The sequence below is a fragment of the Microbacterium sp. 10L49 genome, from assembly GCF_056395125.1.
The window spans coordinates 366,018-380,891 of sequence record NZ_JBFTIW010000001.1; the positions used below are offsets into that span (position 1 = coordinate 366,018).

Consider the following 14,874-nt stretch of genomic DNA (forward strand, 5'->3'; position numbering starts at 1 on the left):
GGGCGGCTATCTCTCGTTCATCCTCGGGATGAGCACCTGGCGGTAGATGATCAGGATGCTGGCCGCGACCGGGATCGCGATGAGCGCGCCGAGCAGGCCGAGCAGCGCGCCGCCCGACAGCGCCGCGATCACGACCACGGCTCCGGGCACGGCGACCGCGCGGTTCATCACACGCGGCGAGATGACGTAGGCCTCGATCTGCATGTACACGAGGTAGTAGGCGGCGGCGATCAACCAGGCCCACGGGGGAGACCCGAGCCCGGGGATCAGGCACAGCAGCACGATGAGCGTCGAGCCGGTCAGGGTGCCGACGAGCGGGATCAGGGAGAAGAAGAACGCGATCACTGCGAGCACGATCGGGAAGGGCGCCTGGATGATCGACAGGAAGATGAAGCTCAGCACGCCGTTGATCACGCCCATGGCGACCTGGCCCATGACGTAGTGCCCGACCGAGGCGGTGATCTGCTCGGCGAGATCGATGAAGCGGTCGCGCTTGGAGGCGGGGACGACCTGGTACACGGCGCCCTTGAGCGACGGGATCGCCGCCGTGAAGTAGATCGTCAGGATCAGCACGATGAACGTGCCGCTGATCCCCGCGAAGAGGGCACCTCCGACCACGATCACGCCCTGTCCGATCGAGCTGCTGATATCGCCGAGGTTCTTGTTCAGCCAGTCGTTGACATAGCCGAACACGGTGTCGACGTCGAGATTGGGGAGCAGCCCCTCCAGCCAGTGCTTGAAGTCGGCCATGGCCGTGCCGCTGTTCACGATCTGCGTGATCTGCTGAACGAGCTGGGAGATCTGGGTCACCAGGATGGGGATCACCATCAGCACGATGCCCGCGAACACCCCGAGCACGACCAGGATCGTGATCAGCACGGCCGCCCACCGAGGCAGACGGCGACGGGTCAGCCAGCTCACCATCGGATCCAGGCCGAGGCTCAGGAACAAGGCTGTTCCGACGTACAGCAGGATCGTGGACAGGGATTGCACGCTCTGGATGAGCATGATGCCCAGGCCCACGCCGAGGGTCGCCACCAGGGCGGTGCGGAACGGGTTGTGCAGCTTCATGGGATCCTTCGGGCTGGGCTCTTCAGCGTAACCGGCGCAGCTCACAGAGCCTCAGAGCATCGCCGAACGGCCGTGGCTGAGCGCGCCGAGGGGCCTCTCGTGGCATCCATACAGGTCGTTTCGCTAGTCTGAAACGTCGAGCGGAGATCCCGGGCGCCTGCCCGAGGATCGCGGAGGAGACTTTTCGTGCGTTTTGTATGGGCTGTTCTGGCCTTCGTGCTGGCGGCCGTCCTGATCGGGACGGGCATCGCGCAGCGGACCATCTTCCTCGGCCCGAAGGACGTCGCGGCCGAGCTGGCCGTGAAGGCCCCGCAGGCGTACACGGTGATCGACTCCGCCGTCCTCCGTGCCCACCCGGGGGAGCAGACGCTCGTCGCCCACGGTGACGGCACGATCTTCGTCGCTCAGGCGCGCACCGCCGATCTCGAGGCCTGGCTGAGCGACGCCAGCTACAACCGGATCTCCCTCGCCAAGAACGGCACCACCACCGCGAAGGTGATCGAGCCGACCGTCGCGAGCGACGGCGCGAAGGACGTTCAGCGCAACCCCGCCGGATCCGATCTGTGGCTGGACAGCTTCACCGACAAGAACTCGCTGGTCGATCGGATGCAGGTGCCCGACGGCGTGAGCGTGCTGGTCGCCTCGGACGGGAAGGCCGAGGCGCCCACCGATGTGGTGCTGAAGTGGCCCCTCGACACCGCGACGCCGTGGGCAGGGCCGCTCATGGTCGCGGGAGGCATCCTCTTCCTGGTCGGGCTGGTGCTGTACGTGCTCGCGATCCGGCATTCGCGCAGGGGCCGTGGCCCGCGCCGCAAGGCCCCGCCGCCCCTTCCGGTGACCGAACCCATCGACGTCGCGGACCGCGCCGCCATCGACGCGGCCCCCGAGGCCGACCCCGCTCCAGCCGGGGACCAGGCGTCGCCGGAGCCCGATCAGGCGTCGAGTCAGGACGGCGTCGTGCGCGAGCGCCGTGCCATGGGTCCGAGGCGTCGACGGGCGCTGCTCCTGCTGCCCGCGGTCGGCGTGACCGCCGCTCTGCTCAGCGGTTGCTCGCCGGACATCTGGCCGCATCCCGCGACCTCGCCGACGCCGACGCCGACCGAGACCCAGGCCGTCGAGGCGGGCCAGCAGGCTCCCGCCGTCACCGAGGCGCAGGCAGCACGGATCCTGGAGAGCATCTCGGGCACGCTCGCCGACGCCGACAAGAACCTCGACGCGGCCAAGGCGGGGACCCGCCTGGAGGGCGCGGCCCTCGAGGCGCGCAAGACCGCATATGCCGTGCGCAAGAGCGTCGCCGACTTCTCGCTGCCGGCGACGATCCCGGCCGACAAGGTCAAGATCCTCGTGCCCCAGGCGTACGACTCGTGGCCGCGCACCGTGCTCATGCTCGTCGAGCACGGCAGCGACGACAAGGTCGCCCCGCTGATCATGATGATGACGCAGCCGGATCCGTGGTCCGACTACAAGATCTCCTCGGTCGCCGAGATGCAGGCGTCCGCGAAGCTGCCCAACATGGCTCCTGCGTGGCTGGGCGCCAAGCTCACCCCGCCGGACTCGCCGTTCCTCGTGGCCGCGCCGGATGAGCTGGCCGCGGAGTTCGCGAACGTGATCGATCAGGGCGAGAAGAGCGAGTTCTACGACAAGTTCGACAAGTCGGCGCTCGCCTTCGCCAAGTCCGTGCAGGACAGCCGGGCGACCGTGCTCCAGGCGCTGAAGGACAAGGGCGCCGACGCCACGTCGAGTCTCGCCTTCGCCGCCACCGCCGGCGCCGGCGCGCCCGTCTCCATGTCGAGCATCGACAGCGGTGCGATCGTCTCGGTGACGGTCGACGATTCGCAGACGATCAAGCCGACCAGCGCCGACGCCTCGATCAAGAACGTCGACACGAACGGCACCGTGGTGAATGCTCCCGCGAAGGCTCTGACGGGCGTGGACGAGTCGAAGACGGGCTTCGTGTCCGTGTACGGGATGCAGCTGTTCTTCGCCGTGCCCGCGCAGGGATCCGACGACAAGATCACGCTGCTGGCAGCGTCCCAGCAGCTCCAGAGTGTGACGGAGATCAAATGACCGAGCTGTCCGCCGCCGCCCTCCGCGGCGCTGTCGACCTTTCCTCGCTGCGCAATCGCCCGGCCGCACCTGCATCAGGTGCTCCGGACCAGGAGCAGGGCCCGGTGGACGGCGCCGCGATCCCGCTGGTCGTCGACGTCACCGATGCCACCTTCGGGCAGGTGCTGGAGCTGTCGCAGCGCGTTCCCGTGGTCGTCGACCTGTGGGCCGAGTGGTGCGGCCCGTGCAAGCAGCTCAGCCCGGTGCTGGAGAAGGTCGTCACCGAGCTCGCAGGCCGCGTCGTGCTCGCCAGGGTCGACGTGGACGCCAACCCGCAGCTCGCCCAGGGGTTCCGCGCGCAGTCGATCCCGATGGTGGTGGCGCTCGTGGCGGGTCAGCCCGTGCCGCTGTTCACCGGCGCCGTGCCCGAGGAGCAGGTGCGGGAGGTGTTCGCGCAGCTGCTGCAGCTGGCGGCGCAGCACGGCGTGACCGGGACCATCCCGGTCGGCGAAGCCGCTGCCGGGGACGATGCGGCAGAGCCGGTCGAGCAGCCGCTGCCACCGCTGCACCAGGCGGCGTTCGACGCGATCGAGCGCGGGGACTTCGCTGCGGCGATCGAGGCGTACGAGAAGGCTCTGGCGGAGAATCCGCGTGACGAGGAGGCCCGATCGGGCCTCGGGCAGGTCCGGCTGTTGTTCCGCACCCAGGATCTCGACCTGAACGAGGCGCGCGCCGCGGCTGCGGCTGCGCCGACGGACATTCCCGCGCAGTTCGCCGTGGCAGACCTCGACGTCGCAGGCGGCCACGTGGCCGATGCGTTCGACCGGCTTCTCGACTTGTTCACCGCGGTGCCGGCCGACGAGCAGGGCGTCGTCCGCGAGCGCCTCGTCGAGCTGTTCGGCCTGGTCGGCGACGCGGATGCGCGTGTCGTCGCGGCGCGTAAGCGCCTCGCCACACTGCTGTTCTGAGCGGTGCTGCGGCGGCGGTCAGCCGTTGTCCCGCAGCGTCCGCACCCATTCCTCGGTCTCGTGCGGGTGCGTGAACCGCAGGATCGGCAGATCCGGATGCTCTGCGGCGATCTCGGGCATGCGGTCGCGCCACTTGTGCAGTGTCGTGGTCTGCCAGCGCAGGATGTTCTCCTCGGGACCGTGGCGGAGCATGTCCCAGAGCGGCTTCTCGCGGTTGCCGTTCCACAGCTCGGTGCGGCGCACGCTGCGGGAGATCGTCCGCCACAGCAGACGCGTGCGCACGATGCGATACGGATAGTCGAGCCAGATCACCAGGTCTGCGCGCGGGGCGAGGATCGGATCCGTGCCTCTGCTCGAGTACTGCCACTCCGTGACCCAGCTGTCGGTCGCGGCGAACTCCCGTACGTCGTCGAGAAATGTGGGACGCGGAGTCCAGTCGGGCCCGTGGAACAGCGCGTCCATCTCGACATGGCGCAGCCCCAGTGTCGCTGCCAGACGGCGTGCCAGCGTCGTCTTCCCGCTCCCGGTCACGCCTGCGATGAGAATCCGCCGCGGCGCGGGGGCGGGGTCGGCGGGCACCGGAAGAGGCTAGCATCCGGAATATCCCCGGGAACATGCGGTTGAATCGATGTGTGAGTGAACCCATCTCGATCGACATCTGGTCCGACATCGCCTGCCCCTGGTGCTACATCGGCAAGCGCAATCTCGAGGCGGGTCTCGCCGCCACCGCGGAGGACGAGGACGCGCCGCAGGTGTCGATCACGTTCCACTCCTTCGAGCTCTCGCCGGACACTCCCGTCGATTTCGAGGGCGACGAGGCCGACTTCCTCGCCGGCCACAAGGGGATGCCGCGCGCTCAGGTGGAGCAGATGCTCGACCGCGTGACCGGCGTCGCCAAGGAAGCCGGGCTCGACTACCGCTTCGACCTGCTGCAGCACACGAACACCGTCAAGGCGCACGAGCTCCTGCATCATGCCAAGGCACAGGGACGCCAGCACGACATGGAGGAGCGGCTGATGTCGGCCTACTTCCTCGAGGGACGCCACGTCGGCCGCATCGATGATCTGGCCGATCTCGCCGCCGAGATCGGTCTGGACCGTGAGGCCGCGCTCGAGGCCCTGCAGACGGAGCGGCACCTGGCGGACGTGCGTCAGGATCAGGCGCAGGCTCAGGCCTACGGCATCCAGGGCGTGCCGTTCTTCGTGATCGACGGGCAGTACGGCGTCAGCGGCGCACAGCCGCCGGAGGCGTTCGCGGGCGTGCTGCGCGAGCTGTGGGCGAAGCGCGGCGACACCGCCGAGGTGCTCGAGGGCTGACGCCCCGCCGCCCCCTTCCGATCAGGTGGCGGGGGTGGTCAGGTCAGGGCGTCCTCGATGGCCGCGACGATCTCGGGGTCGTCGGGGACCTGGCGCGGACGGAAGCGCCGCACGGATCCGTCCGGGGCGACGAGGAACTTCTCGAAGTTCCACTCCACCCGCCCCGCCTTGCCGTGACCGTCCTCGGTCTGCTTGAGGGTCTTGTAGAGATCGGCGGCGCCGCGCCCGTTGACCTTGACCTTGTCATTGATCGGGAACGAGATCCCATACGTCGTGGAGCAGAATTCGAGGATCTGGTCCACGGATCCGGGTTCCTGCCCGAAGAACTGGTTGCAGGGGAACCCGACCACGGTGAGGCCCCGGTCGCCGAACCGGCGCTGCAGCTCCTCGAGCTGCGCGTACTGCGGCGTCAGTCCGCACTTCGAGGCGACGTTGACGACCAGCACGGGGCCGGTGCCGTAGTCGTCGAGGGTGCGGGTGCCGCCGTCGGCATCGGTGAAGGGGATCTGGCGCAGCGAGGTGTCGGACATATCCCCAAGCCTAGGAGCGACGGGGATCGGAGGCTTCGGATCTGGGACAATGGACAGGATATGACTCTCGCCCCTGCCTCCGTCCGGCCCCTGCAGATCGGTCCGCTGCGCATCGACGTCCCCGTCGTGCTCGCGCCGATGGCGGGCATCACCAACACCGCGTTCCGTCGCCTGTGCCGCGAGTACGGCGCGGGGCTGTACGTCAGCGAGATGATCACCTCGCGGGCGCTTGTGGAGCGCAACGCGATCACCATGCGTCTCATCCAGCATCATGAGAGCGAGACGCCGCGATCGATCCAGCTCTACGGGGTGGATCCGGCCACCATCGCCGAGGCCGTGCGGATCATCGTCGCGGAGGACAGGGCCGACCACATCGACCTGAACTTCGGCTGCCCCGTGCCCAAGGTCACCCGCAAGGGCGGGGGAGCGGCGCTGCCGTGGAAGATCGGACTGTTCGCCGACATCGTCGACCGCGCCGTCAAGGCCGCGGGCGACGTGCCGCTCACCGTGAAGATGCGCAAGGGCATCAACAAGGATCACCTCACGTTCCTCGACGCGGGCCGTGCCGCAGAGGACGCCGGGGCCGCCGCGGTCGCGCTGCACGCGCGGACGGCGGGGGAGTACTACTCCGGACATGCGGACTGGTCGGCGATCGGCGAGCTCAAGCAGGCGGTGACCTCGATCCCGGTCCTGGGCAACGGTGACATCTGGAGCGCGGACGACGCGGTGCGGATGATGACCGAGACGGGCTGCGACGGTGTCGTGGTCGGCCGTGGCTGCCTCGGCCGACCGTGGTTGTTCGGCGAGCTCGCCGGCGCCTTCGGTGACGAGAACGCGGTGCAGGTCGACGCGACCCTGGGCTTCGTCAAGGACGCGTTCCGCCGGCACGCGGAGCTCCTGGTCGAGTTCTTCGAGGACGAGGACCGAGGCTGCAAGGACGTGCGCAAGCACGTCGCCTGGTACTTCAAGGGCTACCCGGTGGGCGGCGAGACGAGGGCAGCCCTCGCCCGCGTGTCGACTCTGCAGGAGATCGACGACATCCTGGGCACGCTCGGAGACGCGCCGTATCCGGGTGCGCCAGCCGAGGGCCAGCGCGGTCGCGCGGGCACGCCGAAGCGCACGGCGCTGCCGGACGGATGGCTGGATTCGCGCGAGGTCGCCTCCGAGGTCACCGACATGATGCGCGGCGCCGAGGTCGAGAACAGTGGCGGCTGAGGACGTCGTGCGCGTCGATGGCTACGACGCGCACGACGCCGCCCGCTTCTTCGCCGAGACCCACCGCTCCGAACGGGACGACTTCGCCCGGGACCGCGCGCGGGTTCTGCACTCGGCGGGTCTGCGCCGTCTGGCGGCGAAGACCCAGGTGCTGAGCCCGGCGAGCACCGCGGACTTCGCCCGCAACCGTCTCACGCACTCGCTAGAGGTGGCGCAGGTGGGCCGCGAGCTCGCGGTGGCCCTGGGAGTGTCCGCCGATGTCGTCGACACCGCATGCCTCAGCCACGACCTGGGGCACCCGCCGTTCGGGCACAACGGGGAGCGCGCGCTCAACGACTGGGCCGAGGACATCGGCGGCTTCGAGGGCAATGCGCAGTCGCTGCGGATCCTCACGCGCCTCGAGGCGAAGGTGCTCGACGACCGCGATCGCTCGGTCGGACTCAACCTCACCAGGGCCAGCCTCGATGCGACCTGCAAATACCCCTGGACCGTCGACAGCCCTCTGCCCGATCCCGGAGGCCGGCTCAAGTTCGGCGTGTACCCCGACGATGAGGACGTGTTCCGCTGGATGCGTGAGGGAGCACCGGGACGCCTGCGCTGCATCGAGGCGGAGATCATGGATCTCTCCGACGACATCGCCTACTCGGTGCACGACTTCGAGGACGCGATCGTCAACGGGTACCTGGATGTCGCCCAGCTGGCGGATCCGGCCGAGCATCACGCGCTGGTCGGGCGCGTTCAGCAGTGGGTCGGATACGACTTCACCCGCGAGGATCTCGCCGACGCGCTGTACCGACTCACCCGGCAGCCGATGTGGTTGAGCTCCTTCGACCGGTCGCGGCGTGATCTCGCCAGGCTGAAGAACCTCACCAGTGACATGATCGGCCGCTTCGCGCGCGCCGCGGTGTCCGCGACCCGAGAGGCATATCCGGGCACGAGTCTCGCCCGGTACAGCGCGCACGTGGTGGTGCCGAAGGTGATCGAGGCCGAGATCGCTGTGCTCAAGGGGATCATGGGGCAGGCGATCGTCACGATCGACGCCCGTCGCGGCGTCTACAAGGAGCAGCGCCGGGTGCTCAAGCGCCTCGCCGACGCGCTGTGGTCCACGGATGCCCTGTGGACCGCAGGCGCCGACGTGCTCGAACCGGCCTTCGCCGCGGACTTCCACGCGGCCGGATCCGATGCAGAGCGCGCCCGAGTGGTCGTGGATCAGGTCGCCAGCCTGACGGATCAGACCGCGGTGGACTGGCACAACCGGCTGGTCGGGGACATCGACCCCGCCGAGGTCGGCATCTGGTCGCCCCGGCACGCCAGGCCGCGTTCTGCGCACACCCCCCGGGCTGCGCTCGTCGACGTCGAACACGGCGGGCGCTGATGCCCCGGATCCTGCAGGCCGACGTCGACGAGGTCAAGTCGCGCACCAACATCGCCGACATCGTGGGGGAGCGCGTCTCGCTGAAGTCCGCGGGGGTGGGCTCGATGAAAGGCCTGTGCCCGTTCCACGACGAGAAGAGCCCCAGCTTCCATGTGCGCCCGCAGGTCGGCTACTACCACTGCTTCGGCTGCGGCGCCTCAGGGGACGTGTACTCGTTCCTGCGCGAGATGGACCACGTCAGCTTCACCGAGGCGGTGGAGCGCCTCGCCGGTCGCGTCGGATACACCCTGCACTACGAGGACGGCGGTCCCGCGCCGGAGACGAGCGGGCGCAGCCGGCTCTACGCCGCGAACACGGCGGCCGCGGAGTTCTTCCGCGGCCAGTTGCTCAGCCCGGAGGCCGAGTCTGCGCGCGCGTTCCTCGGCCAGCGCGGGTTCGACGCGGGGGCCGCCGCCCATTTCGGCGTGGGTTACGCACCGCGCGGCTGGGACGGCATGCTCAAGGCGCTCAGCGCGCAGGGGTTCACCCGCGACGAGCTCACCGCGGCCGGACTGGTCTCTGCGGGCCAGCGCGGCGTGTACGACCGGTTCCGCGGCCGGGTGGTGTGGCCGATCCGTGACGTGACGGGCCAGACCATCGGGTTCGGCGCCCGCAAGCTCTACGACGACGATCAGGGTCCGAAGTACCTGAACACCCCGGAGACGCCGATCTACAAGAAGGCCCAGGTGCTCTACGGACTGGATCTGGCCAAGCGCGACATCTCCCGCGGCGATCCCAAGCGCGTCGTCGTGGTCGAGGGGTACACCGACGTGATGGCGTGCCACCTCGCCGGCGTCACGACAGCGATCGCCACCTGCGGCACGGCCTTCGGGGCCGAGCACATCAAGCTCCTGCGCCGGGTCATGGGCGACGACTCCTCGGCCGGCGAGGTCGTGTTCACGTTCGACGGCGACGAGGCGGGCCAGAAGGCGGCGCTGCGCGCCTTCACGGAGGACGACAGGTTCAACGCGCAGACCTTCGTCGCCGTGGCACCCGACGGGCTGGACCCGTGCGATCTGCGCCTGCAGCGCGGTGACCAGGCCGTGCGCGGCCTCATGTCGGCCAAGGTGCCGATGTTCGAGTTCGTGATCGATCGGAAGATCGCCTCGTTCGATCTCGGCACTGCGGAGGGGCGCGTCGGCGCACTGCGCGCGGCGGCACCGATCGTCGGCGAGATTCGCGACGCCCTGCTGCGTCCCGAGTACGAGCGAATCCTTGCCCGCCGGCTCGGCATGGACCCCACGGACGTGCATGCGGAGGTACGCCGCCATGAACGCCGCCGTCAGGGCGATGCGGGAACCCGAGAGCAGCGGACCACGACAGCGGCCATGGGCTCGCATCCCGGCGCGCTCGACGGCCCCTCCGCGCCGGTATCCATTCCGGTGGTGACGCTCGCCACGCTTCCGCGCACGGGGGAGGCCTCACTCGAGCGCGACGCGCTCATGGGAGCGCTGCAGTACGGGCATCAGCTCGATCCGGAACTGCTGCAGCGCGCGATGACCGCGCCGTTCTCCGTGCCCGCCCTGGACGCCGTGCGCGAGGCCGTGGCGCAGATCTCCGACCGGCAGCGACCGGGCTGGGCGCTGCAGGCCGTGGACGCCGTGCGGGAGCCGTATCGCGGACTGGGTGGTGAGCTGCTCATGGCCGCGTTCCCCGCGCGGGACGAGCAGGGCGCCCGAGCATCCGCGACGGACCTCTGCCGCCGGCTCATCGCGCGCGGCTTGGAGCGGGAGAAGCACGAGTTGCTGGGTGCGATCCAGCGCCTGCCCGCCGATTCCGAGGGCGCCCGTTCGATCGCGCGTCGCATCGTCGAGATCGACGCTGAGCGGCAGCGCTTCATCGAGTACTGAGGCCCGCCGCGGTCCAGAGCGCCGAGCCCGCAGGCATCGGGCAGGATGGGTGCATGGCACGTGCGACGGGGGATGCATCCACCGCGATCGTCTGCGAGGACATCGTCATCGACCGGATCGGGCACTCCGCTCCCACCAGGGCGATCGATGGCGTGACCTTCGCATTGCCCGCGGGGGAGCTGATGTGCATCGCCGGTGCCACCGGAGCCGGGAAGTCGACGCTGGTCGGCGCCCTCGCCGGCGCCGCCGACCCCTCGATCCGGGTCGTCGGTGGATCCGCGACGGTATGCGGCGTCTCGGTGCGCCATCCCGGACGCCGGCTGCGCGAGTTGACGTATCGGGCCGGCTATCTCCCGCAGAACGCCGGGGCTCTGCTCACTCCGCAGCTGACCGTGCAGGAGATCATCGCAGAGCCGATCCTGCAGCGCGAGCGGCGCGTGAACGTGAAGGCGCTGGCGATCCGGGTGGCGACGCTGCTGGACGAACTGCACCTGCCTCTGGGCCTCGCCGCGTCGTTTCCGTATGAGCTCAGCGCGGGCATGCGCCAGCGCGTCGCGATCGCCCGCGCCCTGGTGCTCGATCCGACCGTGCTGATCGCCGACGAGCCGCTCGCGAACCTCGACCTGGAGGTGCGGCCGGTCGTGTTCGCCGCGATCACGCGCCGTCGCACCGAACGCGGGATGGCGGCGCTCCTGGTCAGCAATGACGCGGCGTTCGCACGCGAACTGGGCGCGGAGACGCTCATGATCCGCGAGGGCCATGTGGTCGCACGGGGCGCGGGCGCGGATCTGCTCTGGACCCCGGGCACCGAGCACCCGCGCTGAGTGGTCCCGGGATGAGGTGAGCCGTAACGCCCGACGACCCTGAATCGCCGCGGCTGTGCCCGCTCGGGAACGACGAAGGCCCCGTCGTGAGACGGGGCCTTCGAGGGGATCGCTCCCCGGCTTGGACTCGAACCAAGAACCTGCCGGTTAACAGCCGGCTGCTCTGCCAATTGAGCTACCGAGGAATGCTTCCCGCTGCGCGGGCAACTCGTCAACTATAGCAAAGGTTGCGTCCCGACTCCGCCACGGCACGACGCCCGGGCGCGTCGTCGCGCATGTCGTGAACGACGGAAGGGCCCGCCGCAGCGGGCCCTTCCTAAGACGCGGCTTCCGGTGCGCTCAGCGCGCGGATCCCTTGAGGGAGCCCGTCGTCTGTCCGGCCGGGTCGCTCACGATGCACTGGACGAGACGGTCGTTCATCTCCTCCCACGTGTCCTTCGTCGGCGTCATGTACGCGACGTCGAGCGTCGAGTCGTCGTACGCGATGCCGATGAATGTCGTGAAGGCGTCACCAGCGCACTTCTCGACCTCCTTGTCGATCGCGGCGGAGTCGTACTCGCCGTCGGGGAGCTTGAACTCGTAGAAGACCTCTTCATCATGCGGCTTGTCGCACGGGACGACGTCGGTGTCGCTGACGGTCGTCCCGGAATCGCTCATCTTGCAGTCGCCGAGCTTGAGATTGAAGATGCCGATGCTCGAGCTCTGGGTGACCTGGGCCTTGTCGTCGCGCGGCGCGTCGCCGCCCCCGTTGCCGAGGATGCTGCCGATCACGCTGCAGCCGCTGAGCCCGGCGGCCAAGACCAGCGCAGAGCCGACGACGGCGACGCGGCGGAGAAGAGCGCGGTCGTTCATGGGAATTCCCCCTCTAGAAGCTATGAATCCACGCAGAACGCGGGAACGGTACGAACGTACCGGTGCGGAAGAGGAAATCTCAAACCTGCGCGAAAGATGCGCTGTCCTGGGGAATTTCTGTGCCGAGTGGAAGTTCTCGGGTTCAGCCTTCGAGATCGTCCACGCCGGGCAGCCAGCTGGCGCCGGGGCGGCCCCAGCCACGCTTGCGGGCGATCTTCTGCACGGTCTTCCAGTCGCCGTCGTCGAGGCGATCGACGTAGAGGATGCCGTCGAGATGGTCGAACTCGTGCTGCATGATGCGGGCGCGCCAGCCGTCGACCTCGATACGCACCGCGTCGCCGTTCAGGTCCATGCCGGTCACCAGCACTCGCTCCGAGCGGCGCAGCGGGAACCGCTCGCCGGGGAAGGACAGACAGCCCTCGGACTCGAGGTCCGGGTCGGGGGAGCCAGGCTCGAGGGGCGCCATCCAGAGCACAGGGTTGATGATCTCCCCGCGCCACGGGTTCTCGTCGTCGTCCACATACGAATAGACGTAGATCCGCAGGCCGACACCGACCTGCGGCGCGGCGAGTCCGACGCCGGGGGCGACGTCCATGGTCTCGTGCATGTCCGCCACCAGAGTGCGGATCTCATCGGTGATCTCGCCGACCGGATCGGCGGGGGAATGCAGAACGGGGTCGCCCATGATGCGAATCGGAAGCACAGCCACGCGTCAACCCTAGTCGGCGGCGGGCGGCAGGTAGGCTCGAAGGGTGCTGGAGAACGTGACGCGGACCATGGGGACGGCCGACGTCGGCGAGCATCTCGCCGGGGTGTTCCAGAACCCCGGTCTGCTGATGGGCATCCCTCTCGCCCTCGCCGGAGCTGTGTTCATGTCGCTCGGCGCGCAGTACCAGCACCGCGGTGTGGAGAAGGTGGAGCGACTCAGCGGCTCCGACGCCGCCACAGGCCTCAGCTGGGCGCAGGTCCGCGGGCTGCTCACACGCCCTTCCTGGATCATCGGCACCCTCATGCTGGCACTCGCCATCGTCTGCCAGCTGGCTGCGCTCACCAAGGCGCCGTTGATCGTGGTTCAGCCGCTCGGCGCGATCGCGCTCGTCATCACGACGCTGCTGAACGCCCGGGTGACGGGCGTCGCGCCGACCAAGCGCTCGCTCGTCTCGATCTTCGCGTGCGTGGGCGGCATTTTCATCTTCGTGCTGTTCGCGGCCCTGTTCGCCGTGGAGCGCGAGATCAGCGAGATCCAGCTGTTCACCATCCTCACGATCCTGCTGGTCGTCATCATCGTGCTCGGCACCTGCTGGCTGATCCTGCGGCGCCGTATGCGTGCGCTCTTCTATGTGACCGGCGCCGGCATCCTCTACGGCTTCGTGGCCACGCTCGCCAAGGCCGTGATCAGCCGGATCCAGTTCGGGCAGTTCGACTGGCTCACCGCCGTGTGCGTGATCGCCCTGATCGCGGCGGGTGCCGCAGGCGCCTACTTCGTGCAGACCGCGTACGGCTCCGGTCCGCCGGATCTGGTGATCGCCGGGCTCACCGTGGTCGACCCCATGGTGGCGGTGCTGATCGGGCTGCTCGTGCTCGAAGAGGGAGCAGCGGCGCCGCCGTGGGTGTTCATCGCTTTCGGGGTCTCCGGCGCGATCGCGGGCTGGGGCGTGGTCACGCTCGCCCGCTATCATCCGCAGGTCATCAGCGAGAGCCAGGAGCTGCCGATCACTCGGGGCAGTTCCGGCGATGCGACGCCCTCCGGCGCGCGCGAGGAATCCGGATCTTCGACGACGCAGACGCCGCCCAGCGGGGCCGCGTCGCAGGCTGCCGCGCCCTCGGCCTCGCCCGGGCGTGCTTCCGAGGGTGCTCCGGGTCATCATCCCGATGCGCCGGAGTGGCCGTCGAACGTGGCCCCGTTCCGCCGTGAAGACGCTCCCCGCGCCGGCGGAGACGCCGATGAGCGCGGGAACGGATCCTCAGGGGCCTGAGCGGGAACCGGATCCGGCCCTGCGGGGTCGGTCAGTAATCGATGTCGATGAGGTCGGGTGCGACCTCGGCGGCCGCTGCCTCGTCGACGAAATACACGGTGCGCTTGCGCCCCTTGGCGCCGGCGGCCGGCACGTTCTCGTAGTTCGCCCCCGCCAGGGCGAGACCGAGTGCCGAGGCCTTCTCCGCGCCGGTGAGCACGAGCCACACCCGCTTGGAGGCGTTGATCACCGGACGGGTCAGTGTGATCCGCTCTGGTGGCGGCTTCGGCGAGTTCCGCACCGGCAGCACCGCGGCGTCGGTCACCGTGATCTCCGGGTGGTCCGGGAAGAGCGAGGCGATGTGCCCGTCGGGGCCGACGCCGAGGAAGCACACGGCGAACGACGGCCAGGCACGCTCCGCATCGCCGAAGCGCGCGAGCTCCGCCGCGTAGGCCGCGGCGCCCTCGTCCAGACTCAGCCCCGCATCGCTCGCCGCCATCTCGTGCACGTTCTCCGGCGGGACCGGGATGCGGTCCAGCAGCGCCGCCCGCGCCTGTCCCGCGTTGCGGTCGGGATCGTCCGCCGGCACGAAGCGCTCGTCGCCCCACCAGAAGTGCACGAGCGACCAGTCCACCTCGGACGCGCGCGGGTGCTCCGCGACCGCCCGCAGCACAGCGGTTCCCATGCTGCCTCCGGTGAGGGCGATGTGGGCGAGCCGCCCGTCCCTGATGCGTGCGTGCACGCGGACGAGGAACCGATCAGCCACGATGCCGGCGAGAGACGCCGGGTCCTCGCCGATGACGACCCGCTTGGCGGGGGAATCCGCAGCCATC

14 protein-coding genes and 1 tRNA gene are annotated in these 14,874 nt (G+C 69.3%); 8 read left to right on the forward strand and 7 right to left on the reverse strand.

Annotation, left to right across the window (positions count from 1 at the left end):
- Positions 1–6: 6 nt before the first annotated feature.
- On the reverse strand, positions 7–1,071 hold the full coding sequence (locus tag AC1DCT_RS01740) for an AI-2E family transporter (RefSeq protein ID WP_440731661.1): 1,065 nt from the start codon (positions 1,069–1,071) through the stop codon (positions 7–9).
- A gap of 186 nt (positions 1,072–1,257) precedes the next feature.
- Between AC1DCT_RS01740 and AC1DCT_RS01745 the strand changes: the two genes are divergently transcribed.
- The gene (locus AC1DCT_RS01745) at positions 1,258–3,138 is read left to right on the forward strand and encodes a DUF8094 domain-containing protein (protein ID WP_477427156.1); all 1,881 of its coding nucleotides are present in this window, start codon (positions 1,258–1,260) and stop codon (positions 3,136–3,138) included.
- Complete coding sequence (locus tag AC1DCT_RS01750; RefSeq protein ID WP_477427158.1) at positions 3,135–4,085, forward strand: tetratricopeptide repeat protein; 951 nt, start codon at positions 3,135–3,137, stop codon at positions 4,083–4,085. The genes AC1DCT_RS01745 and AC1DCT_RS01750 overlap by 4 nt, the downstream gene beginning before the upstream one ends.
- Before the next feature lie 18 nt (positions 4,086–4,103).
- On the opposite strand, the gene AC1DCT_RS01755 is transcribed toward AC1DCT_RS01750, so the two are convergent.
- Positions 4,104–4,664, reverse strand: coding sequence for a P-loop NTPase family protein (locus tag AC1DCT_RS01755; RefSeq protein WP_477427160.1), 561 nt, complete (start codon positions 4,662–4,664; stop codon positions 4,104–4,106).
- A gap of 53 nt (positions 4,665–4,717) precedes the next feature.
- On the opposite strand from AC1DCT_RS01755, the gene AC1DCT_RS01760 reads away from it, so the two are divergent.
- Complete coding sequence (locus AC1DCT_RS01760; protein ID WP_477427162.1) at positions 4,718–5,401, forward strand: DsbA family oxidoreductase; 684 nt, start codon at positions 4,718–4,720, stop codon at positions 5,399–5,401.
- Positions 5,402–5,439: 38 nt separating this feature from the next.
- Here the strand turns inward: AC1DCT_RS01760 and AC1DCT_RS01765 are convergent, their stop codons facing one another.
- Complete coding sequence (locus AC1DCT_RS01765) at positions 5,440–5,931, reverse strand: glutathione peroxidase (protein ID WP_477229150.1); 492 nt, start codon at positions 5,929–5,931, stop codon at positions 5,440–5,442.
- 60 nt (positions 5,932–5,991) lie between these two features.
- Here AC1DCT_RS01765 and dusB point away from each other — a divergent pair, with 60 nt between their 5' ends.
- Genes dusB through AC1DCT_RS01785 form a run of 4 tightly spaced genes read left to right on the forward strand, consistent with a single transcriptional unit; the run spans position 5,992 to position 11,234 of the window.
- Positions 5,992–7,146 (forward strand): tRNA dihydrouridine synthase DusB, encoded by a 1,155-nt coding sequence (gene dusB, locus AC1DCT_RS01770; protein WP_440731667.1) that lies wholly within the window; start codon positions 5,992–5,994, stop codon positions 7,144–7,146.
- Positions 7,136–8,521 carry a deoxyguanosinetriphosphate triphosphohydrolase gene (locus AC1DCT_RS01775; RefSeq protein WP_440731668.1) on the forward strand — a complete coding sequence of 462 codons (1,386 nt, stop codon included), beginning with the start codon at positions 7,136–7,138 and terminating at the stop codon, positions 8,519–8,521. The genes dusB and AC1DCT_RS01775 overlap by 11 nt, the downstream gene beginning before the upstream one ends.
- Positions 8,521–10,410, forward strand: a complete 1,890-nt coding sequence (dnaG, locus tag AC1DCT_RS01780) for a DNA primase (protein ID WP_477427164.1) — start codon at positions 8,521–8,523, stop codon at positions 10,408–10,410. Before AC1DCT_RS01775 ends, dnaG begins: the two co-directional genes overlap by 1 nt.
- A gap of 53 nt (positions 10,411–10,463) precedes the next feature.
- Entirely contained in the window at positions 10,464–11,234 is a 771-nt protein-coding gene (locus AC1DCT_RS01785) for an ATP-binding cassette domain-containing protein (protein ID WP_440731670.1), read from the forward strand.
- A gap of 112 nt (positions 11,235–11,346) precedes the next feature.
- On the opposite strand, the gene AC1DCT_RS01790 is transcribed toward AC1DCT_RS01785, so the two are convergent.
- From AC1DCT_RS01790 to def, 3 genes are all read right to left on the reverse strand, one after another.
- Positions 11,347–11,419 (reverse strand) — tRNA-Asn (locus AC1DCT_RS01790).
- Positions 11,420–11,573: 154 nt separating this feature from the next.
- Complete coding sequence (locus AC1DCT_RS01795; RefSeq protein WP_441975842.1) at positions 11,574–12,086, reverse strand: septum formation family protein; 513 nt, start codon at positions 12,084–12,086, stop codon at positions 11,574–11,576.
- A 142-nt stretch (positions 12,087–12,228) separates the two neighbouring features.
- Positions 12,229–12,795, reverse strand: a complete 567-nt coding sequence (gene def / locus AC1DCT_RS01800; RefSeq protein ID WP_440731672.1) for a peptide deformylase — start codon at positions 12,793–12,795, stop codon at positions 12,229–12,231.
- Between the two features lie 43 nt (positions 12,796–12,838).
- Between def and AC1DCT_RS01805 the strand changes: the two genes are divergently transcribed.
- Positions 12,839–14,062: a DMT family transporter gene (locus AC1DCT_RS01805; RefSeq protein ID WP_440731673.1), complete on the forward strand. Its 1,224-nt coding sequence runs from the start codon at positions 12,839–12,841 to the stop codon at positions 14,060–14,062.
- 31 nt (positions 14,063–14,093) lie between these two features.
- On the opposite strand, the gene pgl is transcribed toward AC1DCT_RS01805, so the two are convergent.
- Positions 14,094–14,873, reverse strand: coding sequence for a 6-phosphogluconolactonase (gene pgl, locus AC1DCT_RS01810; RefSeq protein WP_441975843.1), 780 nt, complete (start codon positions 14,871–14,873; stop codon positions 14,094–14,096).
- Between the last annotated feature and the right edge of the window lies 1 nt (position 14,874).

Bases quoted from the DNA above. Each gene is read 5' to 3' on its own strand.
- AC1DCT_RS01740 (WP_440731661.1), bottom strand. From the start codon at position 1,071: ATGAAGCTGCACAACCCGTTCCGCACCGCCCTGGTGGCGACCCTCGGC.
- AC1DCT_RS01750 (WP_477427158.1), top strand. From the start codon at position 3,135: ATGACCGAGCTGTCCGCCGCCGCCCTCCGCGGCGCTGTCGACCTTTCC.
- AC1DCT_RS01765 (WP_477229150.1), bottom strand. From the start codon at position 5,931: ATGTCCGACACCTCGCTGCGCCAGATCCCCTTCACCGATGCCGACGGC.
- dusB (WP_440731667.1), top strand. From the start codon at position 5,992: ATGACTCTCGCCCCTGCCTCCGTCCGGCCCCTGCAGATCGGTCCGCTG.
- dnaG (WP_477427164.1), top strand. From the start codon at position 8,521: ATGCCCCGGATCCTGCAGGCCGACGTCGACGAGGTCAAGTCGCGCACC.
- AC1DCT_RS01785 (WP_440731670.1), top strand. From the start codon at position 10,464: ATGGCACGTGCGACGGGGGATGCATCCACCGCGATCGTCTGCGAGGAC.
- AC1DCT_RS01795 (WP_441975842.1), bottom strand. From the start codon at position 12,086: ATGAACGACCGCGCTCTTCTCCGCCGCGTCGCCGTCGTCGGCTCTGCG.
- pgl (WP_441975843.1), bottom strand. From the start codon at position 14,873: ATGGCTGCGGATTCCCCCGCCAAGCGGGTCGTCATCGGCGAGGACCCG.